The organism is Gordonia terrae (assembly GCF_001698225.1).
In the GTDB taxonomy this organism is placed as follows: Bacteria; Actinomycetota; Actinomycetes; order Mycobacteriales; family Mycobacteriaceae; genus Gordonia; species Gordonia terrae.
Map to the genome: position 1 here is coordinate 669,121 of NZ_CP016594.1, position 21,612 is coordinate 690,732.

General features: G+C 67.5%; 22 protein-coding genes. 9 read left to right on the forward strand and 13 right to left on the reverse strand.

What is annotated here, in order from left to right; translation table 11 throughout:
• Nucleotides 1-72: 72 nt before the first annotated feature.
• Together BCM27_RS03110 and BCM27_RS03115 are read left to right on the forward strand one after the other, a co-directional pair.
• Entirely contained in the window at nucleotides 73-2,151 is a 2,079-nt protein-coding gene (locus BCM27_RS03110; RefSeq protein ID WP_004022134.1) for a DUF6541 family protein, read from the forward strand.
• Nucleotides 2,152-2,575: 424 nt separating this feature from the next.
• Entirely contained in the window at nucleotides 2,576-3,412 is an 837-nt protein-coding gene (locus BCM27_RS03115; protein ID WP_004022135.1) for an MBL fold metallo-hydrolase, read from the forward strand.
• A 19-nt stretch (nucleotides 3,413-3,431) separates the two neighbouring features.
• Here BCM27_RS03115 and galE read toward each other — a convergent pair whose 3' ends face one another.
• On the reverse strand, nucleotides 3,432-4,451 hold the full coding sequence (galE, locus tag BCM27_RS03120; RefSeq protein WP_004022136.1) for a UDP-glucose 4-epimerase GalE: 1,020 nt from the start codon (nucleotides 4,449-4,451) through the stop codon (nucleotides 3,432-3,434).
• 48 nt (nucleotides 4,452-4,499) lie between these two features.
• A complete protein-coding gene (gene rfbB / locus BCM27_RS03125) occupies nucleotides 4,500-5,504 on the reverse strand; it encodes a dTDP-glucose 4,6-dehydratase (RefSeq protein ID WP_068884358.1) in 1,005 nt (334 codons plus the stop codon).
• Nucleotides 5,505-5,636: 132 nt separating this feature from the next.
• Here rfbB and rfbA point away from each other — a divergent pair, with 132 nt between their 5' ends.
• On the forward strand, nucleotides 5,637-6,512 hold the full coding sequence (gene rfbA / locus BCM27_RS03130; RefSeq protein WP_039866409.1) for a glucose-1-phosphate thymidylyltransferase RfbA: 876 nt from the start codon (nucleotides 5,637-5,639) through the stop codon (nucleotides 6,510-6,512).
• Nucleotides 6,513-6,527: 15 nt separating this feature from the next.
• Nucleotides 6,528-7,145, forward strand: coding sequence for a dTDP-4-dehydrorhamnose 3,5-epimerase family protein (locus BCM27_RS03135; protein WP_004023614.1), 618 nt, complete (start codon nucleotides 6,528-6,530; stop codon nucleotides 7,143-7,145).
• A 59-nt stretch (nucleotides 7,146-7,204) separates the two neighbouring features.
• Here BCM27_RS03135 and BCM27_RS03140 read toward each other — a convergent pair whose 3' ends face one another.
• The 3 genes from BCM27_RS03140 to BCM27_RS03150 all read right to left on the reverse strand — a co-directional run bounded on the left by BCM27_RS03140 (nucleotide 7,205) and on the right by BCM27_RS03150 (nucleotide 9,722).
• Nucleotides 7,205-7,999, reverse strand: a complete 795-nt coding sequence (locus BCM27_RS03140) for an ABC transporter permease (RefSeq protein WP_004023613.1) — start codon at nucleotides 7,997-7,999, stop codon at nucleotides 7,205-7,207.
• A gap of 9 nt (nucleotides 8,000-8,008) precedes the next feature.
• Nucleotides 8,009-8,944, reverse strand: coding sequence for an ABC transporter ATP-binding protein (locus BCM27_RS03145; protein ID WP_004023612.1), 936 nt, complete (start codon nucleotides 8,942-8,944; stop codon nucleotides 8,009-8,011).
• A 235-nt stretch (nucleotides 8,945-9,179) separates the two neighbouring features.
• Complete coding sequence (locus BCM27_RS03150; protein ID WP_004023611.1) at nucleotides 9,180-9,722, reverse strand: EXLDI protein; 543 nt, start codon at nucleotides 9,720-9,722, stop codon at nucleotides 9,180-9,182.
• Between the two features lie 125 nt (nucleotides 9,723-9,847).
• On the opposite strand from BCM27_RS03150, the gene BCM27_RS03155 reads away from it, so the two are divergent.
• Nucleotides 9,848-10,579: a hypothetical protein gene (locus BCM27_RS03155; RefSeq protein ID WP_033206648.1), complete on the forward strand. Its 732-nt coding sequence runs from the start codon at nucleotides 9,848-9,850 to the stop codon at nucleotides 10,577-10,579.
• Here the strand turns inward: BCM27_RS03155 and BCM27_RS03160 are convergent.
• Together BCM27_RS03160 and BCM27_RS03165 are read right to left on the reverse strand one after the other, a co-directional pair.
• A complete protein-coding gene (locus tag BCM27_RS03160) occupies nucleotides 10,576-10,929 on the reverse strand; it encodes a DUF2304 domain-containing protein (RefSeq protein ID WP_004023609.1) in 354 nt (117 codons plus the stop codon). The genes BCM27_RS03155 and BCM27_RS03160 overlap by 4 nt on opposite strands.
• A gap of 7 nt (nucleotides 10,930-10,936) precedes the next feature.
• Nucleotides 10,937-11,638 (reverse strand): glycosyltransferase family 2 protein, encoded by a 702-nt coding sequence (locus BCM27_RS03165; RefSeq protein ID WP_004023608.1) that lies wholly within the window; start codon nucleotides 11,636-11,638, stop codon nucleotides 10,937-10,939.
• A gap of 91 nt (nucleotides 11,639-11,729) precedes the next feature.
• On the opposite strand from BCM27_RS03165, the gene BCM27_RS03170 reads away from it, so the two are divergent.
• Nucleotides 11,730-12,584 carry a glycosyltransferase family 2 protein gene (locus tag BCM27_RS03170; RefSeq protein WP_004023607.1) on the forward strand — a complete coding sequence of 285 codons (855 nt, stop codon included), beginning with the start codon at nucleotides 11,730-11,732 and terminating at the stop codon, nucleotides 12,582-12,584.
• Between the two features lie 374 nt (nucleotides 12,585-12,958).
• Nucleotides 12,959-14,176, forward strand: a complete 1,218-nt coding sequence (locus tag BCM27_RS03175; RefSeq protein WP_068884355.1) for an IS110 family RNA-guided transposase — start codon at nucleotides 12,959-12,961, stop codon at nucleotides 14,174-14,176.
• Between the two features lie 151 nt (nucleotides 14,177-14,327).
• Here the strand turns inward: BCM27_RS03175 and BCM27_RS03180 are convergent, their stop codons facing one another.
• Together BCM27_RS03180 and BCM27_RS03185 are read right to left on the reverse strand one after the other, a co-directional pair.
• On the reverse strand, nucleotides 14,328-15,605 hold the full coding sequence (locus BCM27_RS03180; protein WP_004019706.1) for a lipopolysaccharide biosynthesis protein: 1,278 nt from the start codon (nucleotides 15,603-15,605) through the stop codon (nucleotides 14,328-14,330).
• Nucleotides 15,606-15,612: 7 nt separating this feature from the next.
• Nucleotides 15,613-16,980 (reverse strand): M1 family metallopeptidase, encoded by a 1,368-nt coding sequence (locus BCM27_RS03185; protein ID WP_004019707.1) that lies wholly within the window; start codon nucleotides 16,978-16,980, stop codon nucleotides 15,613-15,615.
• A gap of 220 nt (nucleotides 16,981-17,200) precedes the next feature.
• Between BCM27_RS03185 and BCM27_RS03195 the strand changes: the two genes are divergently transcribed.
• Complete coding sequence (locus BCM27_RS03195) at nucleotides 17,201-17,626, forward strand: DoxX family protein (protein WP_004019708.1); 426 nt, start codon at nucleotides 17,201-17,203, stop codon at nucleotides 17,624-17,626.
• A gap of 4 nt (nucleotides 17,627-17,630) precedes the next feature.
• Here BCM27_RS03195 and BCM27_RS03200 read toward each other — a convergent pair whose 3' ends face one another.
• Nucleotides 17,631-18,203 carry a hypothetical protein gene (locus BCM27_RS03200; protein WP_033206190.1) on the reverse strand — a complete coding sequence of 191 codons (573 nt, stop codon included), beginning with the start codon at nucleotides 18,201-18,203 and terminating at the stop codon, nucleotides 17,631-17,633.
• A gap of 132 nt (nucleotides 18,204-18,335) precedes the next feature.
• On the opposite strand from BCM27_RS03200, the gene BCM27_RS03205 reads away from it, so the two are divergent.
• On the forward strand, nucleotides 18,336-18,833 hold the full coding sequence (locus BCM27_RS03205) for a DUF5709 domain-containing protein (protein ID WP_004019710.1): 498 nt from the start codon (nucleotides 18,336-18,338) through the stop codon (nucleotides 18,831-18,833).
• Between the two features lie 38 nt (nucleotides 18,834-18,871).
• Here the strand turns inward: BCM27_RS03205 and BCM27_RS03210 are convergent, their stop codons facing one another.
• From BCM27_RS03210 to BCM27_RS03220, 3 genes are read right to left on the reverse strand one after another with little or no spacing between them, the layout of a single operon-like run.
• On the reverse strand, nucleotides 18,872-19,843 hold the full coding sequence (locus tag BCM27_RS03210) for an alpha/beta hydrolase (protein ID WP_051987040.1): 972 nt from the start codon (nucleotides 19,841-19,843) through the stop codon (nucleotides 18,872-18,874).
• Nucleotides 19,840-20,250 carry an ester cyclase gene (locus BCM27_RS03215; RefSeq protein WP_004019712.1) on the reverse strand — a complete coding sequence of 137 codons (411 nt, stop codon included), beginning with the start codon at nucleotides 20,248-20,250 and terminating at the stop codon, nucleotides 19,840-19,842. Before BCM27_RS03215 ends, BCM27_RS03210 begins: the two co-directional genes overlap by 4 nt.
• A gap of 1 nt (nucleotide 20,251) precedes the next feature.
• Nucleotides 20,252-21,598, reverse strand: a complete 1,347-nt coding sequence (locus tag BCM27_RS03220) for a glycosyltransferase (RefSeq protein WP_004019713.1) — start codon at nucleotides 21,596-21,598, stop codon at nucleotides 20,252-20,254.
• Between the last annotated feature and the right edge of the window lie 14 nt (nucleotides 21,599-21,612).

Consider the following 21,612-nt stretch of genomic DNA (forward strand, 5'->3'; position numbering starts at 1 on the left):
TCGGCCACCGCAGGCGGTGTGGTCGACGGTGCGACGGGGAGTGCAGCGGGTGAGTGTGGAAAGGCGCGGGCGATGATGCTTGGGGCATGGGTCGTCGTGGTGTCGGCGCTCGTGCTGATCGTGCCGGGCGCGCTCGTCGGCCGGCGGATGAACCTCCCGTGGCCGGTCGCGCTGGCCGCCGGCCCGCCCATCACCTTCGCTCTTGTCTCGATCCTGACGGTGCTGTACTCGATCGTCGGTTTCGAGTGGAACGGGGTGTCGGCGCTCGTCGGCCTGGTCTTCGCGGTCGCCGGCGCCTGGATCTATTCGGCGCTGCTGCTCACGCGCCGGGGTAGACGGCTGGCGCCGCCATCCGAGGACACCGGTGAAGACCGGGTGGGCCGCACGGCGGTGCTGCGGGTCGCCGCGGGCCTCGCACTCGGGGGCATCGTCATCGCCGTCACCTGTATCCGGCCGATCGTGAACACCGCGTTCGCGGGTCTCGGCAACATCTCGCAGGTGTGGGACTCGTTGTGGCACGCCAGTTCTCTGCGCTGGATCCACGAGACGGGCATCGGCTCGGCCATGCGTATGGGCGAGCTGATGAACTACGACACCCAGGGCTTCAACTACTACCCCAACACCTGGCATGCGCTGGGCGCCCTGCTGTTTCCGCTGACCGGCGCCGACCCGGTGGAGCTCTACAACACCTATTCGCCTGCGGTGCTTGCGGTAACCGTGCCGCTCGGCGTCGCGTCGCTGGCCTACTGGTTCGCGCGGCACCGCTACGACGTCGACTCGGCCGCCTTCATCGCCGGCACGGCGGGAGTGCTGAGCGCGCTGTTCCCGTCGCTGCCGTACGTCGAGATCCAGCTGACCTCCGTGCCCAATGCGGTGGGCGTCAGCCTGGCGCCGGTGGCCGCCGTGCTCGTGATGAGCGTCGTCTCGGACCGCTCCCGTGTGTTGCCCGCCGCGCTTGCCGTTGCCGGTGTGACCGCCACGCACCCGTCCGGTCTCATCGTCGTCGGCGTGATCGTCGGCCTCTGGTGGCTGTGCGAGGGTCTGTGGCGTCCGGTTGCCGGGCGCCTGCGTGACCTCGCGGCCCTGGCGGTGACGGCCGTGCTGACACTGGTCCTCATCGCGCCGGTGGTGCTGGGCACCATCCGGGTCGCCGACACCAACGAGCTCCCGTTCTTCGACTTCCGCGAGGACACGATCGGCGTCCTCGACGGACTTGTCAAAGGTGCGTTCAACGGGACGATCCCGCTCGAACTCGACCACTTCCCGGTGTGGCCGCTGATCGCCGTCACCCTGCTGGGCCTGATCGCGCTGGCCTGGTCGCGGTGCTGGGCCGGGCTCGCCGCGTGGTTCGTGTTCGCGCTGGTCACCGCCAACGCCATGGTGTCTCTCGGCCCGCTGTCGGCGCCCCTCGGGGTGATCGGTGGGTACTTCTACAACTCGCCGCATCGCCTCACGTTCGTCGTCGCGATCATCTCGGCGGCGGCCGCCGGTGTGGCGATCGGCGCTCTCGCGCTGGGCGTGGCCGACTTCGTCCGTCGCCGCGCGGTGTCCGGTCAGGCCGAGGGCCGGGAACCGGGCGAGACTACGTCGGGGAAGGCGGGCTGGGTGGTGGCCGCGACGTATGTGGTGCTGCTGGCGCTGATCGCCGGCGCCGCCGTCGTCCGCTATCCGCCGAATGCGCAGATCGCGTTGAAGGAGCGTGGCGGCAAGTACGTCGGCCCCGACGACCTCGCCGCCTACGCATGGCTGGCGTCGCAACCCGATGCCCAGGACGTGCTCGTCCTGAACAACCTCGACCAGGGGACCGGCTGGCTCTACCCGGTCACCGGGGTCACACCCATGTTCCCGTTCTATCGAGCCAACGAGTTCTCGGAGCGGCAGCGCGACGTGTTCTGGGGTGTGTCGAAGATCGGCGCCGACCCGGCGATCGACCAGATCGTGCGAGACATGAACGTGCACTACGTCATCGACTCGCCGCCAAGCTACTGGGAATTCCAGCGCGGTATGCCCGATCCGGCACGCGGACACCAGGGCGACCCGTTCCTGTCGCTACGGCAGAACGGTGCGCCCGGACTGACCGAGGTGTTCCGCCGCGGCGACGCGGTGATCTACCGCGTCAACGACCTGGTCTATCCGCCGCCCGCGCCCTGATCGCCCTGCTCGCTGCTCCTCGAACCCGAAAGAAGCGACCCTCCTCTGCTTCCTGCTCCCCTAACCCGAAAGAAGCGACCCCCCTCTGCTCCCTGCTCCCCTAACCCGAAAGAAGCGACCCCCCTCTGCTCCCTGAGGTGCGAGGAGCGCAAGCGACGAGCCTCGAAGGGCCGGCGAGGCACGTCACCACGCCCTTCGTGGCTCGCTTCGCTCGCACCTCAGGGAGCAGGGGGACGCCGCTGGCACCTCACAGGGAGCAGGGGGACGCCGCTGGCACCTCACAGGGAGCAGAGGGACGCCGCTGGCACCTCACAGAAAGCAGAGGGGACGCCGCTGGCACCTCACAGGGAGCAGAGGGGATGCCGCTGCACCTCAGGGAGCGGAAGGGGGCTCAGTGGTCACGAGCAGGGGCTAGCGTCGGGACATGCGGCCCTGGATGTGTGTCTTCTGCGCCAACGAGTTCCCGCCGGGCGAGACCCCGCCCGCGATGTGCCCGATCTGCGACGACGACCGGCAGTGGCTCCCGGAGAGCGGACCGGGTTTCATGCCGTTGGACGAGTCCGCCGACAACGCACTGACCACCGACGAGGTGGAAAGCGGCCTGACCGCGCTGACGGTGCGTCCGTCGGTCGGGATCGGGCAGCGCGGCTTCGTGATCGCCACGTCCGACGGGAACATCCTGTGGGAGCCACCGGGGTTCATCGGGCCCGCGCTGGTCGAGTGGCTCGAACGGCACGGCGGGCTCGCCGCCGTCGCCGCCAGCCACCCGCACCTCGTCGGCGCGAGTGTGTCGCTCAGTCATCGATTCGGTCGGGTCCCCGTGTACTACAACGACTTCGACCGACGCTGGGTGACCCGTCCGGACCCGGTGATCGAATTCTGGACCGACACGGCTGATCTTCCCGGCGGGGTGCGACTCGTCCGGTGCGGTGGGCACTTTCCCGGGAGCGCGGTCCTCCACCTACCCGACGCCGCGAACGGGCGGGGCGCGATCCTGACCGGCGACACCGTCAAGGGCGTGATGCAACCGGGCATGGTCACCTTCATGCGCAGCTACCCGAACATGATTCCGCTGTCGCCGCGGCTCGTCCGCCAGATCGTCGACCGAATCGGTGAACTCCGGTTCGACCGGCTCTACGACGCGTTCGGCGTCGTGATCGACCACGACGCCCGCGGCGTCGTCGAAACCTCCGCCCGGCGCTACATCGGCTGGGCGACAGACGAGATCGTCGACCCCGACGACCCGCACACGCCCGCCTGAGCGGGGGCCGGGGACCGCCTCAGGCGTCCGGGTACCCCTTCGGATTGCCCGACTGCCACCGCCAGGTGTCCGCGCACATGTCGTCGATGGTCTTGTCGGCGTGCCAGCCCAGGTCGGCGTTCGCCCGAGTCGGGTCGGCGTAGGACGCGGCGATGTCACCGGCACGACGGGGAGCGACCTCGTAGGGGATGGGTCGGCCGCTGGCCCGCTCGAACGCGTGCACGACCTCGAGGACCGAGACACCCTGGCCCGTACCGAGATTCCACGTCGACATGCCGGCCCCTCCGGTGCTGATCCGGTCGAGCGCGGCGACGTGACCCGCGGCCAGGTCGTCGACGTGGATGTAGTCGCGGACACCGGTTCCGTCCGGGGTGTCGTAGTCGTCGCCGAACACCGACAACTTCTCGCGCCGGCCGACCGCGACCTGCGCGACGAACGGCATGAGGTTGTTGGGGATGCCCGACGGGTCCTCGCCGATCGTCCCGCTCGGGTGAGCGCCCACGGGGTTGAAGTAGCGCAGCGCCGCGATACGCCACAGATCCGAACTCGCGGCGACGTCCCGCAGGATCTGCTCGATCATCACCTTGGTCCAGCCGTACGGGTTGGTCGCCGACGTGGGCAGATCCTCGGTCATCGGCAGTTCGGGCTCGGCCCCGTAAACCGTCGCCGAGGACGAGAACACCAGCGTGTGCACGTCGTGGCGCTCCATCGCGCGGAGCAGCGCGAAGGTCGTGCCGAGGTTGTTCTGGTAGTAGTCGAGCGGTTTGGCCACCGACTCGCCGACCGCCTTGTACCCCGCGAAGTGGATGACCGCGTCGATGTCCTCGTGGGCGAAGAAGTGTTCGGTCTTGTCGACGTCGGCGAGGTCGAAGGCGTGCACCGGGATGGAACGCTCGGTCAGCGCCTCGAGCCGACCGACGACAGTCGGTTTGGCATTGCTGAAATCGTCGACGATGACCACGTCGTGTCCGGCGGAGACCAATTGGACGACGGTGTGCGAGCCGATGTAGCCCGCGCCGCCGCTCACGAGTACGCGCATGACCACCACCGTATGCGGCGACCCTGAGAACCGGCCACGCGTGTCGTGTCAGCCGGTGACGCGTTCGGTGGCGGCGTATTTCTGTTCGACTGATTCTTTGGTGGGTTGCCACCAGGCGGCGTGGTCGCGGTACCAGTCGATGGTGGCGGCCAGGCCGGTGCGGAAGTCGAGGTAGGAGGGGGTCCAGCCGAGTTCGGTGCGCAGGCGGGTGGAGTCGATGGCGTAGCGACGGTCGTGGCCGGGGCGGTCGGTGACGAAGTCGAAGGCGTCGGTGGGCTGGTCGAGGAGTTCGAGGATGGTTTCCACGACGGTGCGGTTGTCGACTTCGCCGTCGGCGCCGATGAGGTAGGTCTCACCGATCCGGCCGCGGTCGATGATGGTCCAGACGGCGTCGTTGTGGTCGTCGACGTGGATCCAGTCACGGATGTTGCGGCCGTCGCCGTAGAGCTTGGGGCGCACGCCGGAGAGCACGTTGGTGATCTGGCGGGGGATGAACTTCTCGATGTGCTGGTAGGGGCCGTAGTTGTTGGAGCAGTTGGAGATGGTCGCGGCGACGCCGAAGGAGCGGACCCAGGCGCGGACGAGGAGGTCGCTGCCGGCCTTGGTCGAGGAGTAGGGGCTCGACGGGTTGTAGGCGGTGGTCTCGGTGAAGCGGGCGGGGTCGTCGAGGTCGAGGTCGCCGTAGACCTCGTCGGTGCTGATGTGGTGGTAGCGCACCTGGTGGGTGCGGACGGCTTCGAGCAGGGTGTAGGTGCCCACGAGGTTGGTGGTGACGAAGGCCGACGGGTCGGCCAGGGAGTTGTCGTTGTGGGATTCGGCGGCGAAGTGCACGACGAGGTCGGCCTCGGCGACCAGGCGGTCGACGAGGGCGGCGTCGGTGATGTCGCCCTCGACGAGTTCGACGCGGTCGGCGACCGGGGCGAGGGTGTCGGGGTTGGCGGCGTAGGTGAGTTTGTCCAGGACCCGGATCGAGGTGTCGGGGCGGGTGGCCAGCGTGCGCAGCACGAAGTTGGCGCCGATGAACCCGGCACCCCCGGTCACGAGAACACGCACGTGCGACGCCTTTCGTCGAGGTCGGTGGACGCCGTCACTCTACCGAGCAGCCGGTGCGGGCGTCCCGGGTGAACGCATGGTGGCACGACGCACCTGGCGTCGCGAAGGGTGTCGGGCATTACCCTGATCGCCATGAAAGGGATCATCCTGGCCGGCGGTACGGGCACCCGGCTTCACCCCATCACGCAGGGGGTGAGCAAACAGCTCGTCCCGGTCTACGACAAACCGATGATCTACTACCCGCTCTCGACGCTCATGCTGGCCGGCATCCGCGACATCCTGATCATCACCACCCCGCACGACGCCCCGGCCTTCGAGAACCTGCTCGGCAACGGGGACCAGTTCGGCATCAACCTGACCTACAAGACCCAGCCCTCGCCCGACGGTCTCGCCCAGGCCTTCGTCCTCGGCGCCGAGCACATCGGGACCGAGTCGGTCGCACTCGTGCTCGGCGACAACATCTTCTACGGCCCCGGTCTCGGCAGCCGGCTTCAGGGTTTCGAGAACGTCGACGGCGGTGCGGTCTTCGCCTACTGGGTGGCCAACCCGGAGGCCTACGGCGTCGTCGACTTCGACGCCGACGGCACCGCCATCTCGCTGGAAGAGAAGCCCGCCGACCCGAAGTCGAACTTCGTGGTGCCCGGTCTGTACTTCTACGACAACGACGTCGTCGACATCGCCCGCGACCTGAAGCCCAGCGCCCGCGGCGAATACGAGATCACCGACGTCAACGCGCACTACCTCGACCGCGGCAAGCTGTCGGTCACCGTGCTGCCCCGCGGGACGGCCTGGCTCGACACCGGAACGTTCGACAGCCTGCTCGACGCCGGCAACTTCGTGCGCACCGTCGAACAACGGCAAGGCCTGAAAATCGCTGTCCCGGAAGAGATCGCCTGGCGCCAGGGTTATCTGGACGACGATGAGCTGCGGGCTCGGGCCGACACATTGCGCAAGTCCGGTTACGGTGACTACCTGCTGGAGCTCCTTCAGCGTGGCAAGGGTTTCTGACGCGAAAGGCTTCTCATGAAGGTCCGCCCACTCGCCATCGAGGGTGCCTGGGAGTTCACGCCGGTCCAGCACGGCGACGCCCGGGGGTTGTTCGCGGAGGCGTTCAAGGCCGATGTGCTGGCCGAGGCCATCGGGCACCGCTTCGACCTCGCGCAGGTGAATCTCTCGGTGTCGGCCGCCGGCGTGCTCCGCGGTGTCCACTTCGCCGACGTCCCGCCGGGACAGGCCAAGTACGTCACCTGCCCCAGCGGTGCGATCCTCGATGTCATCGTCGACATCCGGGTCGGCTCACCCACTTTCGGTGCGTACGACACCGTCCTGCTCGACGATGTCGACCGCCGGGCGGTCTACCTCGCGGAGGGACTCGGACACGCGTTCTGTGCGCTCGCCGACAACTCGACCGTGACCTACCTCTGCTCCACCGGTTACAACCCGACCGGTGAACACGGCATCAATCCGCTCGATCCCGAGCTCGCCATCGACTGGCCGACGCGGGCACGCGACGGTTCACCCCTGGAATTCGAACTCTCCCCGAAGGACACCGCTGCGCCGGGGCTTTCCGAGGCACGTGAGTCGGGCCTGCTCCCGGTTTACGACGAGGTGGCCGAGTTCCTGCGGGCCCGACGTAGCTGAGGCGTCCGAACGCCGAAACGTGTACGGCGTGGCCGTACACGTGCCGGGGCGGGCGGAAGTCAGCCGTTGGTCGACCGCCGGAAGGCGGTGACCGCCCAGAAGTAACCGACGACCAGGAACACCACACACCAGCCCAGCGCCCACGGCCAGCGATCGCTGATGTCGAGACCCATGAGGAGTCCGCGAAGCGTGTCGGCGATCGGACTGAACGGCTGGTACTCGGCGAACTGGCGGACGCCGTTCGGCATGCTGTCGGTCGGGACCAGCCCACTGCCCAGGTAGGGCAGGAACAGCAACGGCAAGGGCATGTTGCTGGCACTCTCGGGGTTCGGCGCGACGACGCCCATGGCAACCGCGATCCACACCAGGCCCGCGGTCAGCAGCAGGAGTAGACCGCCGGCCGCGAACCAGTCGAAAAGGCTTGCGTCGGCGCGGAATCCGAGTGCGAAGGCCACCGCCAACAGGAAGCAGACCGCGACGACACCCTGGATCAGGGCGCCGACGAAGTGTCCTGCCAGGATCGCCGTCGGCGGAGTGGCCAGCGATCGCAACCGGTTGATGATGCCCTCGGTGACGTCCTGGTTGACCGAGACAGCCACCGCCACCGTCAGGAACGACGGCACGAAGAGGAGCAGGCCGGGCAGCAGATAGTTGATGTACTTTCCGTCGATCGGGCCGTCCGCGGACAGTGCGCTCTCGATGGCACCGCCGAAGAAGTAGGTCATCATCAGCAGGATCACCACCGGCATGGCGATCGTCGAGAACATCATGGTGGGATAACGCCGCAACCGGATCAGATTGCGTCGCACCATCACAGCGGAGTCCGACAGGGTGTGGTCGAGCGTGGTGGTCATGGCTTCTCCTTAGTTGGTGGCGGCGGCGCGGCCGGTGATCGTGAGGAAGACGTCGTCGAGATCCGGTGTGTGCACCGAGATCCCGGAGGCGTCGATGTTCGCTTCGTCGAGGGTGGACAGGACGTCCCGGACCGCGCCGATGCCGGCACCCCCCGGCACGGCGAGGGTGTTCTCGCCCGGGGTGTCCACCGCCGACGGGAAGCGGACCCGCGCCCGTTCGAGGTCGTCGGCGTCGGTGAAGTCGATCCGGATGTACCCGCCGGGGACGAGCCGTTTCAGTTCGGCGGCCGTGCCCTCGGCCACGACCCGGCCCCGGTCGAGCACGGCAATGCGGTCGGCGAGATGGTCGGCCTCCTCCAGGTACTGCGTGGTGAGGAAGATGGTCGTGCCGCCGGCGACAAGGCCGCGGACGGTGTCCCACACTGTGCGACGAGACCGTGGGTCGAGCCCGGTCGTCGGCTCGTCGAGAAAGATGATCGACGGTTCGCCCACCAGCGTCATGGCCAGGTCGAGGCGTCTGGTCATGCCGCCGGAGTACTCGGCGACCCGACGGTCGGCGGCCTCGGTGAGGTCGAAGTCGGCGAGCAGTCGGTCGACCCGTTCACGGGCCGCCGTCCTCGACAGGTGCCGCAACCGGGCAACCATGGTGAGGTTCTCTCGTCCGGTCAGCAGTGTGTCGACCGCGGCGAATTGACCGGTCAGACCGATCTGTGCGCAGATCTCCGTGCGGTCGGTGCGCGGATCGAGGCCGGCGATCTCCACCTCCCCGTCGTCCGGGTGCGACAGCGTGGACAGGATCTTGACCGTGGTCGTTTTGCCCGATCCGTTGGGACCGAGCAGCGCAAAGACGCTGCCTGCGGGTACCTCGAGATCGATACCGTCGAGGACGGTGTGATCGCCGAAAGACTTCGTGAGTCCGGTGGCGCGGATGGCGGTCGTTGTCATGATCGTGCTCCCTACGGTGGATGGAAAGATGAATAAACACATGCGCATATATGCATAGGTGGGCAGACGACCATCCCTGATGGACGTCGTCGGAAGTGCTCGGTTGTGCTGGCGGGTCGGTCGGGTGGAACTACCCTCTGCTCCTTGAGGAGCGGAGGTGGCGCACCCCCTTGCTCCCTGAGGAGCGAAGCGTCACGAAGGGTCTTCGACTGTCACACGTCCAGGTCTTCGACTGTCACACGTCCAGGTCTTCGACCTCGGGTCGGAGGGCGGCTGCGGTGCGCGCGTAGAACCGCTCGGGGACAAGAGGTTTGAGCTGCTCGGCGGTGTCGACGATGTCGACGCGGTAGTCGCCCCAGTCGGGGAGGTCGGCGGTGAACAGACTGCGGACGCTGGGCAGGCCGGTCAAGTCCTTCAGCCAGTTGCCCGTCTTCTGCCGATGTGTCACCCCGTAGTTCATCCAGTCGACGTGGTGGACCGCGAGGACGATCTTGCCCGTGCGACCCTCGTAGGAGCTCAATTTCGTCGCGTTGCCGGTGGCCTCGTCGTACTCGGTCTCCTCGGCCAGGAGTCGACCGAAGAATCGCTTGCGTCGGACGCCGTCGGGTCCGTCCCGCAGAACCACCTCCTCGTAGCCCGCGTCGCGGTAATCGGCCGCCCGGACGTAGGCGCGCAACGCTTCGACGACCGCGCCGGAGAGGTTGCCCCCCGACACCTGTTGAGCGCGTTCGAGGACCTTGATGTCCTCGTCGGAGACGTAGATGGTCTTGTTGGGCATGCGCCAACTATAAGTAGATGTATACGTAGACGCAAGGGTGAATGCGAAGTTTCTCGGGCGACCCGTCCGCCGGCCCCGGGTCTCCGAATCGTTCAGTAGGCTGAGTGTTGGGAGGTGGCGAGCGGATGCTCTCGGAACTGTTGGGAAATTCGGCGATCATGGCCGCGATAGGGCTGGGGATGATCGCATTGACCGCGTGTGCGCTCCACCTGAGGCGATCGTGCGGGGCGGTGACCTGGCTCGTGGTCCTCCTCGGGGTTGCGCTGACGTTCGACAATGTCGCGGTCGCGGTCGGACGCATGGTCGGATTCGGCGACGTGCTCCACGCGATCAATTTGCCGCGCTTCTGGATTCACGGTCTGATGACCCCGCTGATCGTGGTGGCCGCGGCGATCCTGGCCTGGCGTCTGGGAGTTCGGTGGCGCCGCTCGGTCGTCGTTGTCGGGGCCCTCCTGGTCGCCGCGCTCGTGGTCGTCGGGATCGTCGAACTGTTCGTGGCGCTGGATCTGACGCCGGAGACTGACGGTGACGCGCTGCGGTACGCAAACGCGGCGGCTGCCGGCCCGCCGATCCCGGCGTTGGGCACCGTGCTGCTGCTCATCGCGATCGGTGTGTCCGCCTGGCGTCAGGCCCGATCGTGCTGGCTGCTCATCGGGTCGGTCACGATGCTGGTCACTGCGGCGGCCGGTATGTCGGTTCTCTGGCTCGGCAACTTCGGCGAGCTCGTTCTGTACGCCTCCATCGTCGCCAGCATGTTTCAGGTGGCCACGACCGTAAGGCGTTCTGCCGTCGATGATGACAACGAACAACCCGAGTTGGCGGGTGCAACTGCTCAGCAGGTGACGGTCGGACGCTAGTCGCCTGGTCCGCCGCGGTGCTCCCGCTCGGCGTCCTGCAGCGCGATGGCGCGGGCCAGTCGCGCGTATTTGACCTCGAGATCGCGGAACCGCAGATACGTCGACACCGTGGTGAACGCGAAGGCGATGACCAACAGGAACAGCACCAGGTCGAGGCCGCGCTGGATGCCGATCTTGTTGGCGACCCAGGTGACATCGTCCTGACGCAACATCGCGTAGAGGCCGAATCCGATGAACGCGACGAACAGCAGCTTGACACCCGCTGATGCGCGAGCCGTTCCGCGGTTCACCACGAAGAAACCGACGAGCGCGACCAGACCGAGGATCGCGAGGATCTGGAACCAGATCATCGAGGCCTCACTTCCTCATCCGGGTGTGAAAGAGTCCGTCGGCGACGATGTTGACCCCGTTGATCAGCGACTGACCCTTCGCGCGCGAATAGTCGGTGTAGAGGATCGTCACCGGTTGTTCGGCCACCCGCCACCGGTGGTGATCGATCAGCGCGATGAACTCCGACGCGTGGCTCATCCCGCTCATGAGGAGATCGAGCTCATCGGCCACGGTCTTGTTGAAAGCGCGAAGCCCGTTGTGCGCGTCGGACAATCCGAGGCGACGGGTGCGCGGGCTCAGGAACACGATGGTGCGCAACGCCATTCGGCGCAGCAACGGAACCGACTCGCTTCGGCCGTCGGCGAAGCGGGTTCCGACGATGATGTCGACCGGCTCGCGTCGCAACCGCTCGATCATCGCCGAGACGTCGTCGACCTGATGCTGGCCGTCGGCATCGAACGTCACGAAGAACCGGGCCCCCGGCCGGCGACGCGCATATTCGACGCCGGTCTGGATGGCGGCGCCCTGACCGAGGTTCACGGGGTGGCGCACCAGATGCACGCCTGCGGCCCGGATCTCCTCGGCCGAGTTGTCCGAACTGCCGTCGTCGACGCAGACGATGTTGGGAAACGTCTCGCGGGCCTTGGCTGCCACCTCGCGGATGACCTGGCCCTCGTTGAACACGGGTACCACCAGCCACACGTCGGCGTTGGTACTGGGGTCGGCCATGGTCACCAACCCTAACCCGCTCCCACGTGGTGCCTGTCGTCCGGCACGCCTGCTGCGCGGCAGCGGGTTCGGACCTGGTTAGTCTTGTCCGGTGACGATCGACGTGATGATGCCGTTCTACGGCGACGTCGCCCGATTCCAGCAGGCCGTGACCAGCGTTCTCGAGCAGAGCGACCCGGAGTTGCGCCTGGTGGTCGTCGACGACTGTTACCCGGATCCGACGCCCCGACGGTGGCTGGAGTCGCTCGGCGATGCCCGGGTCCACTACCTGCGCAACGAGACCAATCTCGGCGTGAACGGGAACTTCCGACGCTGCGTCGACCTGGTGACCGCCGACTGGTTCGTCGTCATGGGATGCGACGACCTCATGCACCGGGACTACCTGAGCACCGTCCGCACGCTGGCCGGCCACCACCCCGATGCCGCGGTCATCGCGCCCGGTGTCGACGTCATCGACGAGAACGGTCAGGCCGTCACGCCGCTGGGTGACCGGATCAAGTCGATCCTCGCGCCGCCGCGCGCGACCGTGCTGGAAGGGGAGCGGCTCGCGACGACGCTCTACCACGGCAACTGGACATATTTCCCGTCCCTGCTGTGGCGAACCGCCGCCGTGCGTGAGGTCGGGTTCCGTCCGGGACTCGAGATCGTCCTCGACCTGGCGCTTCTCGTCGATCTCGCGAGCGCCGACGGCTCACTGGTCTACGACCCTGAGGTGGTCTTCTCCTACCGCAGACACAGCGCGTCGGTGAGTTCGATCCAGGCGGTCGACGGCCGGCGGTTCGCCGAGGAGAACCGCTTCTTCGCGGAGGAAGCGCAGCGATGCGCCGCGCGCGGTTGGCCGAAGGCGGCGCGCGCCGCGAGGTGGCACGCGACGTCGAGGCTGAACCACCTCTCAGCTCGCGTCGGGGCGGGCATCGGCCGATTGCGGGCTTCGTCCGGGAGCTAGGAGCGCCTCTGCTCCCTGGGGGTTGCCGAAGCGACCCCGACCCCTGCTCCCTGAGGTGCGAGCGAAGCGAGCCACGAAGGGCCTCGCAAGGTCTCTCACCAGGCCCTAATGGGGGTGGATCGGCTTCCTTTTGGGGGATGCTGGTCGTGTGAGCCTTCCCGGTCGGTGACCACTGCCAGGCCCTGAAACGGTGTCGGATTTCTACACGAAGACCGTGGCCCGGCCGGGCGAGGATCACCCGCTAGAACGCTTCTGGGATGTCGTGCCCCCTTGAACGTGTGGGTGAGCACTGATCCATTAGGCCGCGTCAGGGTGATCACCCAAAGGTTCACACCAGATCGTCGAGACGACCGAAGACGAGGTGAACGAGTGTCATGATCTTTGTGGGCAACGACTGGGCATCAGATCATCACGATGTGTGCGTGATGGATGAACACGGCACCACCCTGGCCACCCGCCGAATACCCGAGAACGCTGCCGGCGCCACCACCATGCATGAACTGATCGCCCGGTATGCCCAAGAGCCTGGCGAGGTAGTGATCGGGATCGAAACCGATCACGGCATGTGGGTCACCGCCCTGGTCGCCGCGGGCTATCAGGTGTACGCGATCAACCCGTTGTCGGTATCGCGGTACCGCGACCGCCACCATGTCGGGGGCACCAAATCCGATAAGGCTGACGCGAAAACGCTGGCTGACCTGGTGCGTACCGACCGGCACAACCATCGGCTCGTCGCCGCCGATACCGTCGCCGCGGACGCGATCACGGTGATGGCCCGCACGCACCAGAACCTGGTGTGGGCGCGTTCAGCGCAACAGAATGTGTTGCGCTCCCAACTGGGCGCCTACTACCCGGCCGCGGTCGATGCCTTCGGCGGCGACCTCGCCCACAAAGACTGTCTGGCGGTGTTGCGTCGCGCTCCCACCCCACGACAGGGTGCGGCACTATCGGTCGCGGCGATCCGCTCGGCCCTGAAAAAGGGTGGCCGACAACGCAATACCGATACCCGTGCCCGCGACATCCAGCACGCCCTACGCGGTGGCGGCCATCTGGGCGCACCCGAGGCACTCACCGCCGCCTACGCGGCGACCGTGACAGCGACCGTGGAAATGCTGGCCGCTCTCAACACCCAGATCATCCAACTGGAAACCACTATGGCCCAGTCTTTTAGAGCGCATCCGGACGCCGAGATCTACCTGTCCATGCCCGGAGTCGGTGACATCACCGGCGCCCGGATGCTCGGCGAGTTCGGGGATGACCCCGAACGCTATGCCACCGCCAAGTCTCGCAGAAACTATGCCGGCACCTCACCACGCACCATCGCCTCAGGCAAAGGGCACGTCGTGTTGGCCCGCCACATCCGCAACACCCGACTCAACGCCGCCGCACTGTGCATGGCGCAAAGCGCTCTGACCGGTAGCCCCGGCGCCCGCGTCTACTACGACAGCCTCCGCGATCAGAAGAAGTCCCACACCCAAGCACTACGCGCGGTCGCCAACCGGCTCATCGGCATCCTCCACGGCTGCCTCACCCACCGCACCCACTACAACGAACACACCGCATGGAACCACCGCACACACCTCGCCGCTTGACACCTTGGACCCCTGGGATGTCTTCGTGGCTCGTCGCTATCGCTCCTCACACCTCAGGGACCAGTGGGTGTGGTTCTTTCGGATCAGGGAGCACGTTGTCTACAGCCTCGCACCCAGTTTTGCGGCCTGGCAGGGCCGGACCAACGAACGGTCAGGCCCGCAGGACCCCGACGAGATGCGCGCCGATCCCGATCAGCGGACCGACGACGAGGGCGACGCAGGTCCGGGTCGCGACGTCGAACGGCAGCAGGAGCATCGCAACTGCCACGAGGGTCGCCACCCACCAACCGGCCGCATACCAGCGGTGGGCGCCCGCGGCGATCGCGGCGGCGCCGGTCACCGTCAGCAGCGCCAGGCAGGTCGCGCCGAGTGTCAGGGCGGCCACGACCAGCCCGTCGAGATCGAAATCAGCCCCGAACACCGACCTCAGCAACCACGGACCGAGCAGCCACGCGGCGAGGACCCCCACCCCGCCGACCGCGGCGACGATCCCGAGTGGGACACCGAGCGAGGCGAGCCGACGGTCCCGGCCATCGACGAATCGCGAGATCAGAACGCCCTGAAAGCTGTTGAGCGGCACCAGCAGCGGCGCGCGCGTCAGGGTGACGGCGAGGATCAGTGCACCGATCGTCCGGGTGTCGTCGGCGTCGGACCCGCCGCGCAGGTCGGTGGTGAGGTTGATGAGGACCGGGAACCCCATGACGAGGACGGCACTCGCCGCTGCGGCGGCCATCGCGGTCAGCGTGTTGACCGTCAGGCTCCGGGGCGGGATGTCGCCGGCAACGCCGATCGCGCGGCGGGCCGTTGCCGAGACCGCCAGGACCACGCACCACGACAGGGAACCGATGACGGTGACGACGAGGAACGCGGTGGTGCCCCAGCCGGCTGCCACCACGATCCCGGCACCGGCGAGCCGGATCAGCGCGTCGATCGACAACAACATCGCGAACGACGACCAGTTCAGTCGTCCCGACAACGCGCCACACAGGTGGGCGTAGACCGCGAAGCTCGCCACGCCCACGGCGAGCAGCAGCACCGACAGTCCGCGGTCCGCGGTGAACACCCGGCCGCTCCACAGCGGTGACGACACCAGGACGAGAACGGCAAGGCCCACACCGATGCCCGTGTTCACCAGCAGCGGCCGCGACCGGGCGAGGCCCTCCGACGCCGCGGTTCGCACCGTTCGGGTGGTCTCCTGCAGCTGTCCGTTCTGCGCGCCGGTCACCAGCCCATACGCGGCCCAGAACACAGCGAACACGCCATAACCGACGGCGCCGAGATGGCGGGCCGCCAAGAGCAGGACGGCATATCCCGACGCAGCCGCGACAACCGTCGCGATCGTGACCCGACCCAGCGAACGGGCGGACATGTCACCGGACGGGACCGCCGCACTCGGGTCGGGACCCGGCGTCGTCGGATCGGTCGTCATCGAACGGTCAGGAGGGACCAGGGAACGGCGGCAGTTCGGGCGTGAACAGCCAGTCGTCCCAGAGTTGCTTGAGTGGCGTCGACGACTGGGTCGCGGCGAGCGCCATGAAGTCCTCGGTGGTCACCGAGCCGTAGCGGTGCTTGTCGGTCCATCGCTGCAAGAGTGCGAAGAAGTCCCCGTCGCCGAGGGTCAGCCGCAGTGCGTGCAGGGTGAGTGCGCCGCGCTTGTAGATCCAGTCGTCGAACATCTTGCGAGGGCCGGGATCGGCGAGTGGCACACGCACCGGGGACGATTCGAGTTTCGCGTAGTAGTGACGCGCCCACTCGTCGGCGCTCCGGCCACCCGAGTGCTGACTCCACAGCCACTCGGCGTAACAGGCGAAACCCTCGTGGAGCCAGATGTCGCGCCACCGGGCCGCGGTCACCGAGTTGCCGAACCACTGGTGTGCGAGTTCGTGGGCGATCAACCGCTCGGCATGCCGGCTGCCATCACAGTGGTTCGCGCCGAAGGTGGAGAAACTCTGTGCCTCGATGGGGATCTCGAGCTCGTCATCGGTCACCACGACGGTGTACAGCGGGAAGGGATAGGGCCCGAACATCTCGATGAACGCCGAGACCATCTCGGTCTGCTTGCCGAAGTCGATGCCGAAGTTCTCCTCGAGGCGCGCGGGAACCAGACCCGAGACCGGAATCGGCTTGGACGCCAACGAGATCTGTTTGTACTGGCCGATCTGGATCGACGCCAGGTAGGTGGGCATCGGCTCCACCTGCTCGTACACCCAGGTGGTGTGCGCGGCGCGGACACGTTTGGACTCCAGCACGCCGTTCGCCAGCGCGTGGTACGGGCTGTCGGTGGTGATCGAGATCCGGTACGGCGCCTTGGCGCTCGGGTGGTCATCGCACGGGAACCACGATGCCGCCCCGTTGGGTTGGTTCGCGCAGAGCGCACCGTCGGTCAGTTCCTCCCAGCCGACCTCGCCCCACGGGCCGCGGATCGGGTGGGGGCTGCCGTGGTACCGGACCGTGACGGTCATGGCTCCACCCGGGGGGAGCGGAGTGTCCGGCGTGATGGTCAGCTTGTGGTTCCGGTGCGAGTAGCGGGCGCGCTTGTCGTTCACCGACACCCGGTGCACCGAGAGCGAACTCGCCAGGTCGAGGGTGAAGCGTTTGAGCTCGGCGTACGACGTCGCGGTCAGGATCGCGGTGCCCTCGAGTCGGTTGCTGGCGACCTTGTATTCGAGCTCCAGGTCGTATCGGGAGATCCGATACCCCAGATTGCCGTTGTCGGGCAGGTAAGGATCGAGGACGTCGGCGGGTGCTCCCAACACTGGTTGCCCGGAATTGCCCCGTGAACCCAGCCCAAACTTTCCCGGCACTCTCGACTCCTACTCCGTTCTGCCCGGCGGGCTGACGTGCGGTCACGCGCTTCGACGAGTCGCGTCGGCGACGCGCTGCGACCGGTCACGAAGCGGTTGCGGTTGGGTGGTGATGTCTCGATTCTGCAGTTCACCCGCGACGGGGCGATGCTGTCCCGGACACTGAGAGAGTACCTGGCGGCGGCGCAACCGGCCCGCCCGATCGATCGAGGAGTGCGGAATGAGCGGATTCGGTAGTGTGGCGCAGTTTCTCGCGCGCCTGATACTCGGCATCATCTTCATCGCCCACGGTTGGCAGAAGCTGTTCACGCAGGGTATGGATGCCACCAAGGTGGCCTTCGGGCCCGGCGGGATGGACGTGCCCTACCCGGAGCTGGCGGCCTATTACGCCACCTGGGTCGAGCTGATCGGCGGCATCCTGCTGATCCTCGGACTGCTGCTGCCGATCGTCGCGACCCTGCTGATCGCGGACATGATCGGTGCGATCGTCTTCGTGCACTGGGACGCCGGGTTCTGGAACATGGACGGCGGTTACGAGTGGCCGCTCGCGCTGATCGCGGGCCTGCTGGCGGTCGGGTACACGTCGGCGGGCCGGATGGGCGCCGACAGCTACATCATGCGGCGACGACGCCGAGACGTCGTCTGACGGATCAGGCGAAGGCCAGACCATCGATGGTGGCAGTGCTCGTCGACACCGCGCCGGTGTCGGCGAGGGCGGCCACGAGTCGTGCGATCGTCTCGCGTTCCTCCTCCGCGTGACGGAGGCCGACGCCGTCGATGAGACCGGGCGAGAGCAGGGCGAGGGGATCGGTGTCGTGCCGGTGGATGACCGCCGCGCCGAGGAGGCGTTGCGCCTGGCCCGGATCGGATTCCCAGAGCGCGTCGGCGGTGAGCAGGTACAAGCGGACGGCCGGTGGGTACTCGTGGAGGTGCACGAGCGCCCAGGCCCAGTGCTTCGCGACATCCACCGTGTCGGCCTCGGCCCGCCCGTGCGTGCGCACGTACTTGCCGTGCAACTCACGACACAGATGACTGGCGTCGGACCACAGCATGAGATGCGACATGCACCGGACGCAGTCGTGCACATTGGACAGGTACATCACCGAATAGGGGCCCTCACGGCGCGACCTGATCTCGCGGAGCACGGAGAACTCGGCCAGCGCGTGGTCGTATTCACCGGCCGAGAGCAGCGCCTGGGCCTCGGCCTGCATTTCCTCGATCACCTTTGTGATTGTCGCCGATACCGCGATCCACCATGGCTCGTTTCGCCGAACCGGCCGGCGGTCGCGGCACACAAAGGACCCACGCACCTGCGCGCCTGGCGGAGCAACCGACGGGCTGGCATCGTGGCAAGGATGAAGGACGACATCGGTAGTACCCCGGAGGGCTCGGACGGCGAGTACAGCCTCGACGAGGACGATCAGCTCCAGCCCGAGGACACCCTCGACGACCGCGGGGTCGACGACGTCCTCGACGAGGGGTACTCACCGCCCGACTACGAGCCCAAGGGCGCGGTGCACGGGCTGACCTCCCGCGAGCAGGCCGAGGGGGAGACGCTCGACGAGAGGCTCGCCGAGGAGGAACCCGACGTCGGGGCGGTGGACCCGCTGGATGAGATCACCGCCGAGGAACGTTCTCGGACCGATTGGCGCGCACATGATTCCGACCGCGACGAAGAGTTCGAAGAGGACGACGAGGTCGGGGATACCCGAGCGGGTCGGCTGATCGCCCCGGATGCGGGCTCCGGCATCGACACCGAGGCCGAGGCGGTCGCCGAGGACGCCGGGATCGACGGTGCCGGGGCCTCCGCGGAAGAGGCTGCTGTGCACTACATCTCGGACGCCTCCGAGTAGGGGCGCCGACGGTCGGAGACCGAGCCCGCGCGGGGCGGTCAGAGGCCCGGCGAGAGTGCGGAATACAGGACGGGGATGTCGCGGGCCCAGTATGGCCAGGCGTGGGTGCCGACGGGTCGGAAGTGCGTGGCGGGGCGCAGTCCGGCGGCGCGCATCCGGGCGACGAAGTCCCGCGAGCATGTGTTCACCAGGCTCTCGAGTACCGCGCCGGTGGTGATCTTCTCGAGGCGGGAACGTCCCGGATCGAGCCTGGTCAGCCGGTCGAGGGGGCCGGGGGTGCCGGTCCCGGCGGCGATGAAGATGTGTTTGCCCTGCAGGGCGGACAGTCGACGCGCCGGGTCGTGGTCGGCCCACCCCGGCCCGTTCCAGGGGCCCCACATGTTCGTGGGGTCGCCACCGTCTCTGATGACGGCGGCGCGGATCTGCGACTCGTTGACCGGACCGGTGGTGGGAGGACAGCCGCTGATCGAACCGACGCCGGTGTAGAGCGCGGGGCGACGGGTCGCGAGTGTGAAGGCCGCTTGGCCGCCGGCGGACAGCCCGGCGATCGCGTTTCTGCCGGTGCCGTGGAAGAGGCGGTCGACGAGTGGGGGGAGTTCGCGCGTCAGGAAGGTCTCCCACTGCGGGCGGCCGAACCTCGGGTCCGCGCGGTTCCAGTTCGTATAGAAGGCGCCCTGACCGCTCGGCATGACCACGTTGACCGTTTTGTTGCGGAAGTGGCGATCGGCGTGGGCTTCGGTGATCCAGTCGCTGACCGTTCCCTTGTGGCCGCCGCCGTCGAGGAGATAGAGCGTGCCGCGAGGGCCGCCGTGGGCCGGGTGCAGCACGGTGACCGGTACGTCTCGGCCCATGGCGGGGGAACGGATGAGCAGGTCGTGGCGATGCTCGTCGACCGCAACACTTCTCACCAGTGTCGCGGTCGGGGCCCCGGAGGCGACGCCCGGTGTGCACAGTGCCAGTGCCGCTGCGATGAGGGTGGCTGACAGGAGTCGCAGTCCTCCGGGTCTCATCCCGGCAGCAGACCCAGCTGGCCGAGGAAGTCGAGCTGGTCGAAGTAGAGGTGCTCGGACACGAGTTCTGAACCTCGCACGCGGTAGGTTGCGCTCCACCGGAACGTCACGGACCTCCCGGTGGGGTCGACTGCGCCCTGCGGGCTCTGCAACACGCCGTCGTGGACCCCGGCGAAGACTCCCTCGACCGAGGCGTGTTCGGCGTCGACGACGTAGGAGTGAACGGTGAGCCGGCCGTCGGGGAACGCGTCCTGGAAGACCGACAGGAACCCGAGTACCTGGTCCCTCCCGGCGAATGATCCACCCGGCGCGATCAATTCGGCGTCGGACGACCACGGCTCGTCGTCGGGGGTGCGGGTGTTGAACGCGTCGATGTGCGCGTCGATCACTGTTCGTGCATCGGTCATGTCAGTGCTCCTCCTGGGTGTTGCCGCTCCGGGGTGTCGCCGGTCGGGTGGTTCTGTTCGCGGTGGTCAGGTCGGCGAGTTGGGTGGACACGACGCGTGCCGGGTCGTAGTCGGCGATGGCGCGCGCCATGCGGGCGCATCTGCCGGTCAACTCGTCGTCGGCGAGGACGCTGGCGACCGCATCGGAGATCTGCCGGGGCGACGGTCGCCGGGTTCCGAGATCCACTCCGACTCCGAAATGCCGTACACGGGCGGCGACTTCGGGTTTGTCCTCCCCGCCCGGCGCGACGACGACGGGCACCGAGTGGCTCAGCGCGTGCAGCACGCCGCCGTAACCGCCGTTGGTGATCATGACCGAGGTCCGCGGTAGGAGCGCGTCGTAGTCGAGGTATCGCGAGACGGTCGCGTTGCCGGTCGGGATCACCGACCGGGGATCTGCGCCGCCGGTGCTGACGACGACCCGGACGTCCATGTCGGCCAACCCCGTCAGCGTCGGTTCGACGAGTTGGGAGAAGTCGTGGTTGTCGAGCGTGCCCTGCGTGACATGCACGATCGGGCGGTCGTCGTCGAGCAACTCCGACCACCATGGTGGCATCGTCCGGGCGTCGTCCGGGGGCTGTGCACGTCGGTCGAGCACCGGCCCGGCGAACACGGTGTCGGCGGGCAGATCGGGCCGCGGGTACTCGAACTCGGCGGGACCCAGCTGGACGAATCTGTCGAATGCGCGGGAGAGGTCCAGGATGAAGTGGTCGAGCGAACCGCCGGCACCCCGGGCCAACTCTCGTGCACGTCGCTGTGTCGAGGCGAACAGGACGCGTCGGACCACAAGGTGTGCGAGTCGATTTCGCATTCTCCCGGCCGGGCCGTTCATGGGTCTGAGGCCGCTGTTGAACGGTGCCACATGGGGGCTCGTCTGCGCGAGCGGGATGGTGCCGAGACCGAGCACGGGCGGCCGCCGACTCGCGGGGCGCGACAACAACGGGATGATCCCGGCGAACGTGCCGTCGCACAGCACCGCACCGACGTCGTGATCGCGGAGGGCGGAGTCCACCGCGCGGGCCTGGTCTGCGAGTGGGTCGATGAACGTGCACTGCACCTGGTATCGGGACAGGGTCAGCCCACGGTAGCGATCACGATCGGGGGTGAAGCTGTCGGGATCGCGTTCGTCCAGGTCGGCCGTGCCGTCGAGCGGGTGAGGGATCATGCCCGCGGCGGCGACCTGGTCTGTGAAACGCGAACCGGTCACCACGATCACCGTGTGTCCCCGGTCGACCAGCGTGCGTCCGACGGCGATGACCGGTCCGACATGACCCGCCAGGGGCGTACTGCACATCAGGTAGGTCGACATCCAGCCTCCGTATA

Excerpts from the sequence above, each read along its gene's own strand:
- BCM27_RS03110 (WP_004022134.1), top strand. The coding sequence starts at position 73 with ATGATGCTTGGGGCATGGGTCGTCGTGGTGTCGGCGCTCGTGCTGATC.
- BCM27_RS03115 (WP_004022135.1), top strand. The coding sequence starts at position 2,576 with ATGCGGCCCTGGATGTGTGTCTTCTGCGCCAACGAGTTCCCGCCGGGC.
- galE (WP_004022136.1), bottom strand. The coding sequence starts at position 4,451 with ATGCGCGTACTCGTGAGCGGCGGCGCGGGCTACATCGGCTCGCACACC.
- rfbA (WP_039866409.1), top strand. The coding sequence starts at position 5,637 with ATGAAAGGGATCATCCTGGCCGGCGGTACGGGCACCCGGCTTCACCCC.
- BCM27_RS03135 (WP_004023614.1), top strand. The coding sequence starts at position 6,528 with ATGAAGGTCCGCCCACTCGCCATCGAGGGTGCCTGGGAGTTCACGCCG.
- BCM27_RS03140 (WP_004023613.1), bottom strand. The coding sequence starts at position 7,999 with ATGACCACCACGCTCGACCACACCCTGTCGGACTCCGCTGTGATGGTG.
- BCM27_RS03145 (WP_004023612.1), bottom strand. The coding sequence starts at position 8,944 with ATGACAACGACCGCCATCCGCGCCACCGGACTCACGAAGTCTTTCGGC.
- BCM27_RS03150 (WP_004023611.1), bottom strand. The coding sequence starts at position 9,722 with ATGCCCAACAAGACCATCTACGTCTCCGACGAGGACATCAAGGTCCTC.
- BCM27_RS03155 (WP_033206648.1), top strand. The coding sequence starts at position 9,848 with ATGCTCTCGGAACTGTTGGGAAATTCGGCGATCATGGCCGCGATAGGG.
- BCM27_RS03160 (WP_004023609.1), bottom strand. The coding sequence starts at position 10,929 with ATGATCTGGTTCCAGATCCTCGCGATCCTCGGTCTGGTCGCGCTCGTC.
- BCM27_RS03165 (WP_004023608.1), bottom strand. The coding sequence starts at position 11,638 with ATGGCCGACCCCAGTACCAACGCCGACGTGTGGCTGGTGGTACCCGTG.
- BCM27_RS03175 (WP_068884355.1), top strand. The coding sequence starts at position 12,959 with ATGATCTTTGTGGGCAACGACTGGGCATCAGATCATCACGATGTGTGC.
- BCM27_RS03180 (WP_004019706.1), bottom strand. The coding sequence starts at position 15,605 with ATGACGACCGATCCGACGACGCCGGGTCCCGACCCGAGTGCGGCGGTC.
- BCM27_RS03195 (WP_004019708.1), top strand. The coding sequence starts at position 17,201 with ATGAGCGGATTCGGTAGTGTGGCGCAGTTTCTCGCGCGCCTGATACTC.
- BCM27_RS03205 (WP_004019710.1), top strand. The coding sequence starts at position 18,336 with ATGAAGGACGACATCGGTAGTACCCCGGAGGGCTCGGACGGCGAGTAC.
- BCM27_RS03210 (WP_051987040.1), bottom strand. The coding sequence starts at position 19,843 with ATGAGACCCGGAGGACTGCGACTCCTGTCAGCCACCCTCATCGCAGCG.
- BCM27_RS03215 (WP_004019712.1), bottom strand. The coding sequence starts at position 20,250 with ATGACCGATGCACGAACAGTGATCGACGCGCACATCGACGCGTTCAAC.
- BCM27_RS03220 (WP_004019713.1), bottom strand. The coding sequence starts at position 21,598 with ATGTCGACCTACCTGATGTGCAGTACGCCCCTGGCGGGTCATGTCGGA.